This is a genomic window from Pengzhenrongella sicca (assembly GCF_017569225.1).
GTDB lineage: Bacteria > Actinomycetota > Actinomycetes > Actinomycetales > Cellulomonadaceae > Pengzhenrongella > Pengzhenrongella sicca.
Genome location: NZ_CP071868.1, coordinates 2,273,981 through 2,290,197, shown reverse-complemented (window position 1 = coordinate 2,290,197; position 16,217 = coordinate 2,273,981). Strand labels below are relative to the sequence as shown.

Below are 16,217 nucleotides of genomic sequence, written 5' to 3'. Positions count from 1 at the left end.
TAGCGCGCGGGCGAGGGCTACGTGAGGACCGAGAGGGCGGCCGGGTGGAGAGTGGCGCGCAGCGGGAGGGGGCCCAGGCGCTCGCCGTCGGCGAACGCCGCCGGCGGGTGCGCGCCCAGCGCCAGGATCGGTTCGATCAGCACGGTGGTGGAGCGGAACACCTGCACGGCCGGGTGGCGCAGGTGCCGGCCCCGGTACATGCCCGGGAAGATGCCGACGATCCCCGGCTTGGTGAACGGCCCCGCGACGACGACGTCGAGCAGCCCGTCGTCCATCAGCGCGTCGGGCGCGATCCGCACGCCGCCCCCGAAGACCGGCGAGTTCGCGACGGCCACGAGCGTGCCCGCGGACTCCCACACGGCGTCGTCGAGCGTCAGCCGGTAGCCGTACGGGGCGAACCGTCCGAGCTCGGCGGCGATCGCCCGGACGTAGCGCGCGCTGCCGCCGGGCCAGGTCATCGAGTTGGCGCGGGCGTTGACCGCGGCGTCGAAGCCGCAGGACAGGACGCCGACGAACCACTCGCGCGCGCTGTGCTCGGGCGGACCCGCGCTGACGGCGTCGATCCGCCGCGGCCCGTGCGCGAGGCCGTGTTCGATCGCCGCGACGGCCGCGGCGACGTCGCCGTGCGGCAGACCGAGCGACCGCGCGATGTCGTTGCCCGTCCCGCCGGGCACGATGCCGAGCGGCAGGTCCGTGTCGGCGACGACGTTGACCCCGAGGTGGGTCATGCCGTCGCCGCCGACGACGACGATCGCGTCGAGCCCTGCGACGGCCGCGTGCCGGGCCCGCGCGGTCGCCTCGGTGAGGCTCGGCGCCGAGAGGTCCTCGACGGTGTGGCCGCGCCGGCGCAGCACCGCGAGGGCCTGCGCGCCCACGTCTGATCCCCGGCCCCGGCCCGCGGTCGGGTTGATCACGACCCCGAGGTGGCTCACCGGGGTCCGTCGGCGTCGGGGATGTGCCCGGCGGCGTCCCCCGGCTCGACGGCGGCGTCCCCCGGCTCGACGGCGGGGTCCTCGACGGCAGGGTCGGGCCCGTCGGCCGCGGCCTCGGCCAGCTCCTCGGCGGCCGCGCGCTTGGCGGCGCGCCGGTCGTGCCCGATGCCGATCGCGACGGCGGCGAAGTACAGGGCCGTGATCGGCACGGCGAGCACCAGCATCGAGATCGCGTCGCCGGTGGGCGTCGCGACGGCGCCGAACACGAACGCGAGCAGCACCGCGACCCGCCACCCCGCGAGCCAGGTGCGGCCCGCGACGAGCCCGACCATCGTCAGCGCGACCATGATCACGGGCACGAGGAAGCCCGCGCCGAACGCGAGGACCATGCGCATCACGAAGGTGAGGTACTCCTGCGCCGAGATGAGGTTCGTCGAGTCCGCCGGGGTGAAGCCCGTGAGCAGCCCGACCGCCTTCGGCAGCAGCCACCACGCGAGCCCCGCGCCCGTCAGGAAGAGCGGGACGGCGGCGCTGAGGAACCCCACGCTGATCAACCGCTCGCGCCGGGTGAGCCCGGGCGTGATGAACGCCCACAGCTGGTACAGCCACCACGGGCTCGAGGCGAGCACCCCGACGAACAGGGAGACCTTGAGCTGCATGTCGAACGCGGAGACGACCCCGCTGAAGTTCAACGCGATCAGCTGGCCGCGCGCCTCGTTGAGCTCGACCACCGGCGCCTGCAGGATCGCGAAGACCGTCGGGTACACCACCCAGCCGGCCACCGCGCCGACGAGCAGGCCGATCGAGGCGAGGATGACGCGCTTGCGCAGCTCGATCAGGTGAGCACGCAGCGGCATGCGCCCGGCATCGGTGCTGCGTCGCCGGGTGGGACGTGCGATCACGTGCGGCTAGACCTGCTTGCGGTCGGCGTCGTCGCCGGACGGGGTGCGGCTCGCCGGCGCGCTGCTGTACGGCTCGGGGATGACGACCGGCGGGGTGACGACCGGCGGGGCGACAACGGTCGGCACGACTGGCGCGACCGGCGTCGTCGCGACCGGCGGTGCGGCATTCGCCGGTGCGCTGGGGGCGACGGGCGCGTCGTCGTCGCCCAGGTCCTTGACCTCGGTCTTGAGGATCTTGAGCGACTTCCCGACGCTGCGCGCGAGATCCGGCAGGCGCTTCGCGCCGAACAGCAGCAGCACGATGAGCAGGATCAGCGCGATCTCGCCCGGTTTGAGGTTCGGCATGACGACCCATCCTTACTCTCGTGCACGTGATGTCTTGCAAAAGACTAACCCCGGAGCCCCCGCGCGCTCGGCACCCGGGGTGAACGGACTGGTCAGCGCGTGTACGCCCGCCAGCCCCGGACGATGCGGTCGTTGCGCAGGCGGCGGACCTCGCGCCGCCCCGCGCGCTCGGTCCGCAGGACCGCGAGCCGCTCGAGCGGACCCGAGCGGTCCGCGAACAGGTCGTGACCCGGCGCGGGCGTCTGTGCCAGCTCCGCGAGCTCGTCGGCGCGCGCGCTGAGCGCCTCCGCGAGCTCGCCCGCCCGGCCGAGCTCGGCGAGCAGCGCCTTGCCCTTGCGCCACAGGTCGCGGCCGAGGAAGAACCCGCCCGCGAGCGTGCCGAGCACGAGCAACGTCCAGATCGTGAACCAGAGCATGACGGCAGGCTACCGGGCCGGCCAGGTCAGCGGTCGGCCAGCGGGCCGTAGGCCGCCAGCGCGGCGCGGGCGGCGTCCGCCGCCTCGGCCGCGACGCGTGCGGGTGCGACGGCGCGCACCTCGGCGGCGGTCTGCAGCAGCAGGTGCCGCAGCCAGGCCGGGTCCGCGATGCGCAGGCCGATCCGGAACCCGCCACCCGGCAGGTTCTCGACGCTCTCGACGGGCACCTGCTCGGCGATCCACCGGGCCCGGCTGCCCAGCTCGAGGGTCACGAGCTCGCCGTCGGGGCCGGGGGCGAAGGCAGGAGTGCGGGGGCGGACGGCATGGGCGGCGGCGGGCGTGTCGAGCACCTCGGCCGCCAGCACGCGGTCCACCCGGAAGAGCCGCTCGTCCTCGGCGCGGTAGCACCAGGCCAGCAGGTAGGAGTGCTCGTCCTCGGTGAGCAGGCGGATCGGGTCGACCTCGCGCTCGCTCGTGACGTCCGCCGCGGTGACGTAGCGCAGCCGTAGCCGGCGGCCGCGCTCGAGGGCCTCGCGAAGGGCGTCGACGACCTCGGGGGCGCCCTCGACCGCCAGCCGGACGTCGACGGCGGCCGCCGCCTCGCCCGTCGCCGCGGTGAGCTTCTCGAGCGCCGACGTCAGCACCGCGGTGCGGCCCCGGTCCAGCCCGGTCGCCAGCGCCGCGCGCATGGCACGCAGCGCGGCGATCAGCGCGACCGCCTCCCGCGTGCCGAGCCGCAGCGGGCGGGTCATGCCGCGGGACTCGACGAGGCGGACGACGCCCTGGTCGTACGAGGCGGCGTCGAAGTCGATGAGGTCGTGCGGCCAGTACCCGGGGGTGCCGGTCACCCAGAGCGTGTCGATGTCCTCGATCACCTGCCGGGTCGGCACCCCGAACTGGGTGGCGAGCTGCTCGACGGTCACGCCCGCCTGCCGGTCGAGGTAGGTGATCATGCCGAGCATGCGCAGCAGCCGGTCGCTCGCCCGTTCAGCCACGGGGTTCCTCCTGGGGTCCGGGCGCGTCGCCCGCGTCGACCTGGTCGAGCGTGTCGACCTGGTCGAGCGTGTCGGCCTGGTCGAGCGTGTCGAGGGTCGCCGCGGCGCGCAGCCGGCGCAGCACCGCGGCCCGCAGGTCCGCGGGCGCGAGGACGACGACGGCGTCGGCGTAGCCCGCGATCTCGTCCGCGAGGTCGGAGACCCCCGCGAAGGGCACGCGGACGAGGTCCCGGTGCGCGAGCAGCGGGACGATGTCGGGGTCGGTCGTCAGGTCGGGCTCGGCCAGGTCCACCGGGCTCGCCGGGTCTGCCGCGCGCGAGCGCAGCGCGCTGGCCCGCTCGGGGCGCAGCGCGAGGGTCGCGACGCGCGGGCGCTCGCTCGAGCGCGCCTCGAGGATCGCGGCGGCGTCGAGGTCGGCGGGGATCTCGTAGGAGCCCGGCGCGCCGACCGCCTGCACGCGGCCCTCGATGCGGCTCAGCCGGAACGAGCGCGGCGCGTCCCGGCCCTGGTCGCGTCCGATCACGTACCAGCCGCCGCGCCGGGCGAGCAGCCGCCACGGCTCGACGACGCGGTCCCGGACGTCGCCGGTGCTCGCGGCGCGATAGGTGAACGACACCGGCTGGCGGGCCTGGACGGCGTCCAACAGCGGCCCGAACGACTCCCCCGCGGCGCGCACCCGCGGGGCGAGGCCCGCGACCAGGTCGGCACCGCTCGGCGCGACCCCGACGGCGCGAAGCTTCGACAGCGCGCGGCGGGCGTCGGTGCGCAGCGACTTGTCCTGCCAGAACTCGGCCGCGAGCGAGAGCACGCCGAGCTCGGCCGCCGTCAGGTCGATCGCCGGCAGCGCGTACGCCTCCTGGTCCACGCGGTACCCGACGTCGTCGCTGTGGCCGCTGCCCACGACGGTCAGGATGGGGATGCCCAGCTCGCGCAGCGCGTCCTTGTCCCGCTCGAACATCCGCTCGAAGGCGTCGCCGGAGGTTGCGTCGGCGTACCCCGCGACGGTGGTGCGGATCTGCTCCTTCGTGAGGCGGCCGGCCGTGTTGACCAGGGCGATCACGAGGTTGAGCAGGCGCTCGGCGGGATGGGTCTGTGCGGGCATCGGAGCCCAGGCTAGACGATCGCCGGGGCGCGGCTCGCCCGGCTCGCGCCAGCCGATACCGTGAGGTCGTGATCACCTGGCGTACCGGAGTCGTAGTCTCGCGCGGTTCGACCTGGTCGGGTGCCCAGGAGATCCGGGTCCGGCTTGGGGGCACGGGGGCCGACGACGTCGCGGCCGCCGACCTCGCGCCCGCCGACCTCGCGCCCGCCGCACAGGACGGGGCGGTGCTGCCCGACGGCACCGAGGTGCGCGCGCTCGCGTACCCGGGCCTGGTGGGCGACCCGGCGGTCGGCGACCGCGTCCTGCTCAACGTCTCGGCGCTCGCCCGGGGCCTCGGTACCGGCGGGTACGCGCTCGTCGTGGCCCTGCCCGACGCCCCGCCCCCGGATCCCGCGGCCGGACCCGGGCACCTGGTCAAGGCCCGCTACACCCCGCTCCAGGCGCTCGTGCTCGGCGTCGACGAGCAGGAGTCCGCCCACCACGAGCTGTTGCGCGACGCCGACGACCTCGCCGGCCTGCCCGTGGTGATCGCCGACCTGCACTCCGCGCTGCCCGCGATCATCGCCGGCGCGCGGCACGGCGCCGCGCTCGCCGGCCGGCCCGCGCCGCGGGTCGCCTACGTGATGTCGGACGGCGGTGCGCTGCCGGCGTGGTTTTCCCGGACCGTCGCCGGGCTGCGCGAGGCGGGCTGGATCGAGGCGTGCCTGACCGCCGGGCAGGCGTTCGGCGGGGACCTCGAAGCGGTCACCGTGCACACGGCGCTGCTCGCGGCGCGGCTCGTCGTGGGCGCCGACCTCGTCGTCGTCGCGCAGGGGCCCGGAAACCTGGGGACGGGCACGCGCTGGGGCTTCTCGGGCGTCGCCGCGGGCGAGGCCGTGAACGCGGCCGGCACGCTCGGGGGTCGGCCGATCGCGTCGCTGCGGGTCTCGGGCGCGGACGAGCGCGAGCGGCATCTCGGCATCTCCCACCACTCGCTCACCGCGTACGGGCGCGTCGCGCTCGCGCCGGCCGACGTCGTCGTACCGGTGTTCCCGCCCGGCCCCTTCGAGGGCGTCGCGGACGCCGACGGCGTGCCGCCGCTCGAGGCCGGCTCGCTCGACGCCCTGGGTGCCCGCATCAACCAGCAGGCACTCGCGCTCGTCGCGCCGACCGGGCGGCACCGCCTCGTGCGGGTCGACGCCGGCGAGGACCTGCTCGCGGCGCTGGCGGCCTCGCCCGTCCGGCTCTCCACGATGGGCCGCGGCCTGGCCCAGGACCCGGCGGCGTTCCTCGCGGCCGCGGCCGCGGGCGTGCACGCCGCCCGGCTGCTGTCCTGAGCGGGCGGCGCACTCCCTACGCGTTGGTCGCGCGGCGGGTCAGTCGTCGCGCGACGTGCGGGTGTGCAGCGCCACCAGGGTCGCGAGGCGGCTCGCCTCGGACACCGAGCGAGCGCCGTCGGCCCGCTGGACGCCCATCACGGCGAGCGTGTCGCCGTCCGCGAGGTCGAGCTGGACCCACGGCCGGCCCGCGCCGAACCGGACCGACACGATCTCGGCCCAGTCGAGCCGGCGGGACAGCAGCAGGTTGCGCACGGCGATGCCCTGCTCATCCACGACGGCGCACACGCTCGCCTGCCGCCAGCAGAACCAGACGATCGCGCCGCCGACTATCGCGAAACCCGCGAGGTCGAGGAATCCGTACGTGCCCTCGATCGTGAGCACCAGCGCGGGCGTGCCGACCGCCACGATCGCCGCGAGGACGAGCGACACCCAGCGGGCGAGCCGGGGGCGGAACGGCGCGTACAGGGTGGCCAGCGCCGCCGCGCGCGCTCCGGCGGCCGAACCAGGTTCGGGTACCGGTGGCGGCGCGGCGGGCCCGGCCACGGCCTAGAGCCGGCAGGCGTGGATCGACGTGACGAGGATGGCGCGGGCGCCGATGTCGTAGAGATCGTCCATCACCTGGTTCGTCTGGTCCCTGCGGACCATCGCGCGCACCGCGGACCAGTCCTGCTTGTGCAGCGGCGAGACGGTCGGCGACTCGAGCCCGGGCGTGATCGCGATCGCGCGCTCGACCTGCGCCGTCGGCACGTCGTAGTCCATCAGCACGTACTGGTCGGCGACGAGCACGCCCTGCAGGCGGCGGGTGAGCGTCTCGAGGCCGACGCCGGCCTCGGCGTCGGCGGGGCGGATCAGCACCGCCTCGGACACGAGGATCGGGTCGCCGAAGACGACCAGGCCCGCGCCGCGCAGGGTGGTGCCGGTCGAGACGACGTCGGCGACGACGTCGGCGATGCCGAGCTGGACCGCGGACTCGACCGCGCCGTCGAGCCGCACGACCGTCGCCGTCACGCCGCGGGCCGCGAGGTGCCCGGTGACGAGCACGGGGTACGACGTCGCGACCCGCAGGCCGTGGATCTGCTCGACCGCGGTGACGCGGTCCTGGGGGCCGGCATACCGGAAGGTCGATCCGGCGAAGCCGAGCGGGAGGTGCTCGACGGCGTGCGCGCCCGAGTCGAGCAGCAGGTCGCGGCCGGTGATGCCGGCGTCGACCGTGCCGGAGCCGACGTAGACCGCGATGTCGCGCGGGCGCAGGAAGAAGAACTCGACGTCGTTGGCCGGGTCCTGCAGCACCAGGTCGCGCGGGTCGCGCCGCTGGCGGTACCCGGCCTTCTTGAGCATGGTCGCGGCGGGCTCGGACAGCGAGCCCTTGTTCGGGACGGCGATGCGGAACACGGGATCCTCACGGAAGAACTCAGGGGTGGCGGGCTGGGTGTGCGAGACGAGGGGCCGAGCGACGGGCTGGGGCGTGCGACGCGCTGGTCGAACCGGGCCGCGGCCCCGCGCGGTCACAGATGCGCGTAGACGTCCTCGAGCGTGAGGTCGCACGCGATCATCATGACCTGCAGGTGGTAGAGCAGCTGCGAGATCTCCTCCGCGGTGCGGGCCCCGCCCTCGTACTCCGCGGCGATCCAGACCTCGGCCGCCTCCTCGACGACCTTCTTGCCGATGGCGTGCACGCCGCCGTCCAGCTCGGCGACGGTGCCGGATCCGGCGGGGCGAGCGGCGGCCTTGGCGGTCAGCTCGGCGAACAGGGAGTCAAACGTTTTCACGCACCCAGCCTAGACGCCGGAGCCGGCGGCGGCCGTCACGCGCTGCGGAGCCTCGGTGCGCTGGGCCCGTAGCCAGACCGTGAAGCCGTAGAGGACGACGCCCGCGTACACGAGGTAGAGCACCGCCGACGGGTAGTACCCGGCCTGCAGGAGGAGGGGGACGCCGACGGCGTCGACCGCGATCCAGATCAGCCAGAACTCGGTCCAGCCGCGCGCCATGCCGTAGGTGGCGAGCAGGCTGCCGGTGAAGATCCACGCGTCGGCGAGCGGGCCGTACGAGCCCAGCTCGCGAAAGAGCAGGTAGCAGCCGGCGGTCCCGACCACCGCGACCGTCCCGAGCTGGATCCAGCCCCTGCGGCCGGCCCAGCGCGGCACGACGGCCGGGCCCTCGCCCCCGCTCGCGCGGCGGGTCGAGCTCCAGCGCACCCAGCCGTAGACCGCGACGGCGATGAAGAACACCTGCCGGCCGGCCTGGCCGTACAGGTCCGTCGCCTGCGGGGTGTTGAACACGCCGCCGAGGAAGACGGTGAACAGCAGCGCGTTGCCCACGATGCCGACCGGCCAGGCCCAGATCTGGCGGCGCAACCCGCCCACGGCGGACGCGAGGCCGAACAGGTTCCCGATGATCTCGCGCCACAGGATGGGGTGCCCGGCGATCGAGACCTGGGCGTCGAAGAGCCAGCCGAGCACTCCCACGGTCAGATGCCGCGCAGGGCGAGGACGGTCGCGATCGCGGCGTTCGCCGCGTCGGCGCCCTTGTCCTCGTGCGAGCCGGGCAGCCCGGCGCGGTCGATGGCCTGCGCCTCGTCGTCGCAGGTCAGCAGCCCGAACCCGACCGGGACGCCCGAGCGCAGCGCGACGTCGGACAGGCCCTGGGTCGCGGCCTGGCAGACGTACTCGAAGTGCGGGGTGCCGCCGCGGATGACGACGCCGAGCGCGACGATCGCGTCCGCGCGGTGGTGGGCGGCGCGCGACGCCGCGATGGGCAGCTCGAACGAGCCGGGCACGCGGACCTCGCGGATCTCCGTGACGCCGGCGGCGACCAGCGCGCGCCGCGCGCCCGCGAGCAGGCCGTCCATGACGACGGTGTGCCAGCGTGCGGCGACGATGGTGACGTACAAGCCGCTGCCGTCGACCTGCAGGTCGGGTGCTCCGGTACCGCTCATGTGGGGATCTCCTCGGGGGTGACGGGCAGGTGGGTTGCGCCGGCGGGGCCGCCAGCGGGGTGGGTGAGCAGGTGGCCCATCTCGGCCGCCTTCGTGTGCAGGTAGCCGGCGTTCTGCGGGGTGTGGCCGACCTCGAGACCGATCATCTCGGTGACCTCGACGCCGTGCGCGCGCAGGCCGAGGACCTTCGCCGGGTTGTTGGTGAGCAGCCGCACGCGGCGGGCGCCGAGGTCGGTGAGGATCGCCGCCGCGGCGCCGTACTCGCGCCGGTCTGCGGGCCAGCCGAGGTCGAGGTTCGCCTGCACGGTGTCCCGGCCGGAGTCCTGGAGCTCGTAGGCCGCGATCTTGGACGCGAGCCCGATCCCGCGGCCCTCGTGGCCGCGCACGTAGACGACGATGCCGCCCTCGGCGGCCGCCCGCTCGAGCGAGGCGTCGAGCTGCGGGCCGCAGTCGCAACGCAGCGAGCTGAACGCGTCGCCGGTGAGGCACTCGGAGTGCACCCGGACGATCGGGGTGCCCGCCCACGGCTGGACCGACACGAGCGCGACGTGGTCGGCGCCGGTGCGCAGGTCCCGGTAGGAGTGCACGCGGAACGTCCCGTGCCGGGTGGGCAGCGCAGCGATCGCGCCGGCGTGCACGCGCGGCATCGCCGGGGCGCCGTCGTCGTCGGCCGCCGCCGTCGCCGGGACGTCGCCGTGCGCGCGGCGCCACGCGATCAGGTCGGCGATCGTGATGAGCACCAGCTCGTCCCGGACGGCCAGGTGAGCGGCCTGGCCGAGCCGCATCATGGTGCCGTCGTCGTTGACGAGCTCGGAGATCGCGCCGACGGGCGCGAGACCGGCGAGCCGGCACAGGTCGACGGCCGCCTCGGTGTGACCCGCGCGGTGCAGTACCCCGCCCGGGACGGCGCGCAGCGGCAGCACATGCCCGGGCCGGATCAGGTCGACGGCGCCCGAGCCCGGGTTGGCCAGGACCCGGAGGGTGCGCGCCCGGTCGTGCGCGGAGATGCCGGTCGTGACGCCGCGCGCCGCGTCGACGGTCACGGTGTACGCGGTGCGGCGCGGGTCCTGGCTGTGCGGGACCATCAGCGGCAGCTCCAGGGCGTCCGCGCGTTCGGAGGTCATCGGCGCGCACAGGTAGCCCGACGAGTGCCGGATGGTCCAGGCGATCCACTCGGGCGTCGCGGAGCCGGCCGCGAGCACGACGTCGGCCTCGTTCTCGCGGTCCGGCGAGTCGGCGACCAGCACCGGGCGGCCCTCGCGCAGCGCGTCCAGCGCCTGCTCGATGGTGCCGAGCCGGATCTCGCCGTCGGCGCCCGCGGGGCGCGGGGCGTCGGCGGCCGGGTCGCGCGGCGTCGGCAGCGCCGCCGCGGCGGGACGGCTCATCGGAGCACCCCGGCCGTGGTGAGCAGTCGCTCGACGTACTTCGCCATCACATCTACCTCCAGGTTGACGGGGTCGCCGACGCGCAGCGCCCCGAGGGTCGTCGCGGCGAGCGTTGTCGGGATCAGGCTCACCCCGAAGCTGTCCGGGCCGACGGTCGTCACGGTGAGCGAGACGCCGCTGATCGTGATCGAGCCCTTCTCGGCGACGTAGCCGGCGAGCTCGGGTGGCATCGCGACGACGACGTCGTCCCACCGCGGCCCGGGGGCGCGGCTCAGGATGCGGCCGACGCCGTCGACGTGCCCGGACACGACGTGCCCCCCGAGCCGGCCGTCGGCGCGGACCGCGCGCTCGAGGTTGACGGCTGCGCCGGGCTCGAGGTCGCCGAGGGAGGTGCGGCGCAGGGACTCGGGCATGACGTCCGACGTGAAGGTGCCCTCGCCCAGCGCCGCGACCGTCAGGCACACCCCGGCGACGGAGATCGAGTCGCCGAGCGCGGCGTCGGACGTGACCAGCGGGCCGCGGACGGTGATCCGGGCGTCGGCGTCCCGGCCGCCCGCCGGGCCGCTCGCGCGCTCGAGCGCGACGACCGTGCCGAGCTCCTCGATGATTCCGGTGAACATCAGGTCTCCTTCTGGGTACGGGGCGTGGGGGTCGCGACGATGAGCACGTCCGGCCCGAGCGGGACCGGGTCGCGCGCGACGAAGCGCAGCGCCCCGCCGATCGAGTCGATGCCGAGGTCGGCGACGGCGGCGGCGCCGGCCCCGAGCAGCACGGGCGCGACGTAGGCGTGGATCTCGTCGACGACGCCCGCGCGCAGGAAGGCGGCCGCCAGGGTCGGCCCGCCCTCGACGAGCAGGTGGCGCACCTCGCGGCGGTGCAGCTCGGCGAGCACCTTGCCGACGTCGTGCGTGCGCAGGTGCACGAGCTCGCCGCCGGGGCCGCGCAGGCGCGCCGTCGCCGGGAGCTCGCGGTCGCCGACGACGACCCGCAGCGGCTGGTGGCCCGTGAGCTCGCCGGCGGCGTTGCGCGCGGTGAGCGTCGGGTCGTCGGTGAGGGCGGTGCCGGTGCCGACGGCGATGGCGTCGACCTGGGCGCGCAGGTCGTGCGCGTGCTGGCGGGCGACGTCGGACGTGATCCACCGGCTCGAGCCGTCGCGCGCGGCTATCCGGCCGTCGAGGCTGGTCGCGAGCTTGAGGGTGACGAACGGTCGCTCGCGCTCGACGGCGGCGAGCCAGGTGCGCAGCAGTTCGCGGCCGGCGGCCTCGCGCACCCCGACCTCGACGTCGACGCCCGCGGCGCGCAGGACGTCCGCGCCGCCCGCCGCGACCCGGTTCGGGTCCGCCACCGCGATCACGACGCGTGCGATCCCCGCATCGAGCAGCGCCTTCGCGCACGGACCGGTGCGGCCGGTGTGGTTGCACGGCTCGAGGGTGACGACCGCCGTCGCGTCGCGCACGTCGACGCCTGCCACGCGCGCTGCGGCGAGCGCGGCCGCCTCGGCGTGCGGCGTGCCGGCGCCCCGGTGCCAGCCCTGCGCGAGCACCCGGCCGGCGAGGTCGCCGGCGGCGGACGGGTCGGCGGCGGGCGGGTCGGTCAGCGACGGCGCGGCGAGCAGCACGCAGCCGACCTGGGGGTTCGGCCCGTGGGCCGGGCCGCGGCGGGCGAGGTCGAGGGCGAGGTCCATGGCGGCGAGCTCCACGTCGTGCTCACGGTCGGCGTGGGGCGCGGGGGCGAAATGCTGCGCTGGGTCGGAGCGGGTCGCGGTGCCGACGCGCGGCGCGTCGTCGCGTCGTGCGGTGCCGGTGATCGCCATGCAGCCTCCCGTGCCTGAGCGGCTCCGGGGACGATGGGCGGCGCGAGCGCTCGGGGAGCGCGCGCGTCACCACGGGTGCGACGGCCGAGGCCGCGCACACCGCCACGTTGCTCCTCCCATCCGGACTTTCACCGTCGGTCCCGGAGTTTCACCAGGTCAACCGCTCGATTCCCCGGGCAGGGGTCTCGATCGGGTCGCGGACTGTCACCGCCGGCTCGGATTTTCACCGACCCCGGAGCACGTGTGTGTTCTACCGCGATCATGCCACAGCCCGACCGTGCTCCCCGCGGGGCAGGCCCGAGCGGGCGCGCGGCAAGCTCGAGCCTGTGCACGGCTTACCCGCTGGGAGCCGCGGGACACCCGCCGGTGGGCTCAGTGCACGTGCTGGGCGGACGTTGCCAGGGCGCGCAGGGCGTCGATCTCGGCGGCAGGGCTGTCCGCGCCGTACACGGCCGAGCCCGCGACGAAGACGTTCGCGCCGGCGTCGGCGATGCGCTCGATCGTCTGCCGAGACACCCCGCCGTCGACCTGGACCCAGACGTCGAGGCCGGCGTCGGCGATCGCGGCGCGCGCGCGGCGGATCTTCGGCAGGGTGCCATCGATGAACGACTGGCCGCCGAAGCCGGGCTCGACGGTCATCACGAGCAGCATGTCGACCTCCGCGAGCAGGTCGAGGAACGGCTCGACCGGCGTCGCCGGGCGCAGCGCGAGCCCGGCCCGGGCGCCGAGCCGCCGCAGCTCTCGCGCCAGCCGGACCGGAGCCTGCGCAGCCTCGGCGTGGAAGGTCACCGAGGCGGCGCCGGCCTCGGCGAACCCGGGTGCCCAACGGTCCGGGTCCTCGATCATCAGGTGCACGTCGAGCGGCACCGGGGAGACCTGCGCGAGCCGCTCGACCAGCGGGAGGCCGAGCGTCAGGTTCGGCACGAAGTGGTTGTCCATGACGTCGACGTGCGCGTAGTCGGCGTTCGCGATCGCGCCGAGGTCGCGCTCGAGGTTCGCGAAGTCAGCGGACAGGATGCTGGGGTTGATCAGGGCGGCCATGCGGGTCACGGTACCGGCCGGTGACCCTGGCCGCGGGGGTCGCGCCGGGGCGCCCGGACCGGAAGCCCGAACCGCGCCGGGAGCCCGGACCGCACCGACGCGCGAGGTGCGCGTGGTGCTCGAGTGACTGGTGTGACGTCCCCTGCGTCTCACGCGTCACGTGCGTCCCTGGTGCGGCGGTGAGGATCGGCCGCGTGCCGGTGTGCGCGCCGAAGCGCGGGCCGACGTGTGGGCCGGGAGCGTGCAGGTAGCGCAGGGTCGAGCACCGTCCGCGCGGACCATGGTGCGGGAGTGGCTGCTAGGACTGCTGAGGTCGGGCGGTGGACCACTTCTGTCCCAGCAGTCACATGCTCCGCGCGGACGGCGAGGTCGCTGCCCCACGGGCGGCGCGGCTCCCTGGCCCACGGACGGAAGGCGCGGCTCGTTGCCCGCGCGGAGGTCGCGACCCGCTCTCCGCCCGAACCCGGGCGAACCCGGGCGAGCCGCGTCCGCTCAAGGGTGCTTGCGCAGCAGCGTCAGGTGCATTGCGTCGGTGCCGTGCACGTGCGGCCAGAGCTGGATGTCGTGCCGCTCGCCGAGCGGGATCGCGTTGCCCGCGACTCGCCGCACGGCCGACCGCGCGTCGAGGATCTCGACGTCGTCGCGCTTGCGGAGCACGTCCTTGACCACGAGCTGCGTCTCGGCGAGGTGCGGCGAACAGGTGACGTAGCCGACCACGCCGCCGGGCCGGACGGCGTCCAGTGCGGAGGCGAGCAGCTCGCGCTGCAGCGCCCCGAGCTGGCTGAGGTCGGCGGGCGTGCGCCGCCACCGGGCCTCGGGCCGCCGGCGCAGCGCGCCGAGCCCCGTGCACGGCGCGTCGACGAGCACGCGGTCGTAGCTGCCCGGCTCGTCCTGCCCGACGGCTCGGCCGTCGCCGGTGCGGATCTCCTCGACGGCCTCGGGCGGTAGCGACGCGAGCGCGTGCTCGACGAGCCGCACGCGGTGCGGGGTGACCTCGTTCGCGACGATCCGGGCGCCGCGCTCGTGCGCGAGCATCCCGAGCAGCGCGGCCTTGCCTCCAGGCCCGGCGCACAGGTCGAGCCAGCGCTCGTCCCGCTCCCCGATGAGGTTGGCCGCGGCGAGCGCGAGGGTGACCAGCTGGCTGCCCTCGTCCTGCACCCCGGCGAGCCCGTCGCGGATCGCGGGGATTCCGCCGGGGTCTCCCCCGCTGAGCACGACGGCGGTCGAGGCCCAGCGCCCGCGGGTCCCCGCGTTGCGGGTCTGCTGCAGCAGGTCGTAGGTGCGGATCAGGCCGGGTCGCGCGACGAGGGTCACGTGCGGCGCGACGTTGTCGGCGCGCAGCAGGTCGCCGAGCTCCTCCGCGGACCGGCCGTTGCCGACGAGCGCCTCGCGCAGCGCGCGGGTCACCCAGGTGGGATGGCTCTCGGTCGCGGCGAGCCGCGCGACGGGGTCGGTGCCGGCCGGGTCGGCCGCGGCGCCGACCTTCTCCAGCCACGTCTCGAGGGACTCCCGTCCGACGGACCGCAGCACCGCGTTGACGAACTGCCCGCTGCCGACGCCGGTCCGCTCGCGCGCGAGGCCGACCGTCTCGGAGACCGCCGCGTGCGCGGGGACCCGCATGCCGAGGAGCTGGTGCGTCCCGAGGCGGAGCAGGTCGAGCACCTCGGGCTCGATCCGGTCGAGGGTGCGCGCGGCGCAGATCTCGATGATGGCGTCGTAGCGGCCGCGCAGCCGCAGCGTGCCGTAGGCGAGCTCCGTGGCGAAGGCCGCGTCGCGGCCCGAGATGCCCCGGTCGCGCAGCATCGGGGGCAGCACCAGGTTGGCGTAGGAGTCGGAGCCGTCGACCGCGCGCAGGACGTCGAACGCGGCGCCGCGGGCGAGGTCGGTCCCCCGCCGGCGCGCGGCCGGCGCGGCGGCGGTGCGGTGGCCCTGCCCACTCGCGCGTGCGGCGCCCCGCTCGCGACCGCGCGCGTCACGGTGATCGGAGCCGCCTTCCCGGCGGTCGGAACCGCCGCCCCGCTGGTCGGGGCCGCGGCCGCCCTCGGGCCGGTCGCTGCGCGCCGGGCCGTGCTCCTCGGCGCTCATGCCGCGACCTGCTCGGAGCCGAGGACGGCGTCGGCGGGCAGCCGGGCGCCGCGCGCCCAGTCCGCGGCCGCCATCGCGCGCTTGCCCGCGGGCGACACGTCGCCGAGGGCGACGGCGTGGGTGGCGGTGCCGACCAGCACCTCGTCCCGGCCGGCGCGGACGGCGCCGGGCGCGAGGTCGGTGACGTCCGGCCGGGGCAGCACGGGGCCGAGCTTGAGCCGAGCGCCGTCGGGGGTCGTGGTCCAGGCGCCCGGAGCCGGGGTGCAGCCGCGGACCCGGCGGTCGACCGCCGCAGCGGGGTGCTCCCAGCGCACGCGGGCGTCGTCGACCTCCAGTCGCGGCGCCTGGCTGATCCCGACGGTGGGTTGCGGGACGGGGCTGACGTCGCCGGACTCGATCGCGTCGAGCGTCGCGACGAGCAGGCTCGCGCCGCCGACGGCGAGGCGCCCGAGCAGGTCGCCGGCGGTGTCGCGCGGGCGGATGGTCTCGGTCAGCGTGCCGAACACGGGCCCGGTGTCGAGGCCCTTCTCGATCAGGAACGTGCTCGCGCCGGTGACCTCGTCGCCGGCGATGACGGCGTGCTGCACCGGCGCGGCGCCGCGCCAGGCGGGAAGCACCGAGAAGTGCAGGTTGACCCAGCCGTTCTTCGGGGTGCTCAGCACCGCGGCCGGCAGGAGCGCGCCGTACGCGACGACGGGCGCGCAGTCGACCGTGAGCTCGGCCAGCCGCCGCTGGAAGTCGTCGTCGCCGGGGCGGCGCGGGGTCAGCACCTCGAGCCCCGCCTCGGCGGCGCGGCGCTTGATCGGGCTGGCCGCGAGGGTCCGGCCCCGCCCGGCGCGGGCGTCCGGCCGGGTGAGCACGGCGACCACCTCGTGCCGGGAGTCGAGCAGAGCCTCCAGGGCAGGTACGGCGACCTGCGGGGTGCCGGCAAAGAGCAATCGCATGCG

18 protein-coding genes and 1 riboswitch are annotated in these 16,217 nt (G+C 75.7%); of the genes, 1 reads left to right on the top strand and 17 read right to left on the bottom strand.

The window, feature by feature from the left end:
• Positions 1-17: 17 nt before the first annotated feature.
• From J4E96_RS10450 to J4E96_RS10425, 6 genes are all read right to left on the bottom strand, one after another.
• A complete protein-coding gene (locus J4E96_RS10450) occupies positions 18-932 on the bottom strand; it encodes a diacylglycerol/lipid kinase family protein (protein ID WP_227422054.1) in 915 nt (304 codons plus the stop codon).
• Positions 929-1,789, bottom strand: a complete 861-nt coding sequence (gene tatC / locus J4E96_RS10445) for a twin-arginine translocase subunit TatC (protein WP_227422053.1) — start codon at positions 1,787-1,789, stop codon at positions 929-931. Before tatC ends, J4E96_RS10450 begins: the two co-directional genes overlap by 4 nt.
• A 51-nt stretch (positions 1,790-1,840) precedes the next feature.
• Positions 1,841-2,179 carry a Sec-independent protein translocase subunit TatA gene (gene tatA, locus J4E96_RS10440; protein ID WP_227422052.1) on the bottom strand — a complete coding sequence of 113 codons (339 nt, stop codon included), beginning with the start codon at positions 2,177-2,179 and terminating at the stop codon, positions 1,841-1,843.
• Between the two features lie 92 nt (positions 2,180-2,271).
• Positions 2,272-2,595 (bottom strand): hypothetical protein, encoded by a 324-nt coding sequence (locus J4E96_RS10435; protein WP_227422048.1) that lies wholly within the window; start codon positions 2,593-2,595, stop codon positions 2,272-2,274.
• Positions 2,596-2,621: 26 nt separating this feature from the next.
• Positions 2,622-3,590, bottom strand: a complete 969-nt coding sequence (locus tag J4E96_RS10430; protein ID WP_227422047.1) for a helix-turn-helix transcriptional regulator — start codon at positions 3,588-3,590, stop codon at positions 2,622-2,624.
• The gene (locus J4E96_RS10425) at positions 3,583-4,692 is read right to left on the bottom strand and encodes a helix-turn-helix transcriptional regulator (RefSeq protein WP_227422046.1); all 1,110 of its coding nucleotides are present in this window, start codon (positions 4,690-4,692) and stop codon (positions 3,583-3,585) included. Before J4E96_RS10425 ends, J4E96_RS10430 begins: the two co-directional genes overlap by 8 nt.
• A gap of 68 nt (positions 4,693-4,760) precedes the next feature.
• On the opposite strand from J4E96_RS10425, the gene J4E96_RS10420 reads away from it, so the two are divergent.
• Positions 4,761-6,008: a DUF3866 family protein gene (locus J4E96_RS10420; RefSeq protein ID WP_227422045.1), complete on the top strand. Its 1,248-nt coding sequence runs from the start codon at positions 4,761-4,763 to the stop codon at positions 6,006-6,008.
• A gap of 39 nt (positions 6,009-6,047) precedes the next feature.
• Here the strand turns inward: J4E96_RS10420 and J4E96_RS10415 are convergent, their stop codons facing one another.
• From J4E96_RS10415 to J4E96_RS10365, 11 genes are all read right to left on the bottom strand, one after another.
• Complete coding sequence (locus tag J4E96_RS10415) at positions 6,048-6,554, bottom strand: PH domain-containing protein (protein WP_227422044.1); 507 nt, start codon at positions 6,552-6,554, stop codon at positions 6,048-6,050.
• 3 nt (positions 6,555-6,557) lie between these two features.
• Entirely contained in the window at positions 6,558-7,403 is an 846-nt protein-coding gene (gene hisG, locus J4E96_RS10410) for an ATP phosphoribosyltransferase (protein ID WP_227422043.1), read from the bottom strand.
• A 113-nt stretch (positions 7,404-7,516) separates the two neighbouring features.
• A complete protein-coding gene (locus J4E96_RS10405; protein WP_227422042.1) occupies positions 7,517-7,780 on the bottom strand; it encodes a phosphoribosyl-ATP diphosphatase in 264 nt (87 codons plus the stop codon).
• A gap of 9 nt (positions 7,781-7,789) precedes the next feature.
• Complete coding sequence (gene pnuC, locus J4E96_RS10400; protein WP_227422041.1) at positions 7,790-8,476, bottom strand: nicotinamide riboside transporter PnuC; 687 nt, start codon at positions 8,474-8,476, stop codon at positions 7,790-7,792.
• A gap of 2 nt (positions 8,477-8,478) precedes the next feature.
• Complete coding sequence (ribH, locus tag J4E96_RS10395; RefSeq protein ID WP_227422040.1) at positions 8,479-8,946, bottom strand: 6,7-dimethyl-8-ribityllumazine synthase; 468 nt, start codon at positions 8,944-8,946, stop codon at positions 8,479-8,481.
• On the bottom strand, positions 8,943-10,331 hold the full coding sequence (ribB, locus tag J4E96_RS10390) for a 3,4-dihydroxy-2-butanone-4-phosphate synthase (RefSeq protein ID WP_227422039.1): 1,389 nt from the start codon (positions 10,329-10,331) through the stop codon (positions 8,943-8,945). The genes ribH and ribB overlap by 4 nt, the downstream gene beginning before the upstream one ends.
• Entirely contained in the window at positions 10,328-10,951 is a 624-nt protein-coding gene (locus J4E96_RS10385) for a riboflavin synthase (RefSeq protein WP_227422038.1), read from the bottom strand. The genes ribB and J4E96_RS10385 overlap by 4 nt, the downstream gene beginning before the upstream one ends.
• Positions 10,951-12,015, bottom strand: a complete 1,065-nt coding sequence (gene ribD, locus J4E96_RS10380; protein WP_227425725.1) for a bifunctional diaminohydroxyphosphoribosylaminopyrimidine deaminase/5-amino-6-(5-phosphoribosylamino)uracil reductase RibD — start codon at positions 12,013-12,015, stop codon at positions 10,951-10,953. The genes J4E96_RS10385 and ribD overlap by 1 nt, the downstream gene beginning before the upstream one ends.
• Positions 12,016-12,248: 233 nt before the next feature.
• A riboswitch (FMN riboswitch) is annotated at positions 12,249-12,388 on the bottom strand.
• Between the two features lie 128 nt (positions 12,389-12,516).
• Positions 12,517-13,185 (bottom strand): ribulose-phosphate 3-epimerase, encoded by a 669-nt coding sequence (rpe, locus tag J4E96_RS10375; protein WP_227422037.1) that lies wholly within the window; start codon positions 13,183-13,185, stop codon positions 12,517-12,519.
• A 492-nt stretch (positions 13,186-13,677) separates the two neighbouring features.
• The gene (locus J4E96_RS10370) at positions 13,678-15,270 is read right to left on the bottom strand and encodes an RsmB/NOP family class I SAM-dependent RNA methyltransferase (protein WP_227422036.1); all 1,593 of its coding nucleotides are present in this window, start codon (positions 15,268-15,270) and stop codon (positions 13,678-13,680) included.
• Positions 15,267-16,214, bottom strand: coding sequence for a methionyl-tRNA formyltransferase (locus tag J4E96_RS10365; RefSeq protein ID WP_227422035.1), 948 nt, complete (start codon positions 16,212-16,214; stop codon positions 15,267-15,269). The genes J4E96_RS10370 and J4E96_RS10365 overlap by 4 nt, the downstream gene beginning before the upstream one ends.
• Positions 16,215-16,217 lie beyond the last annotated feature (3 nt).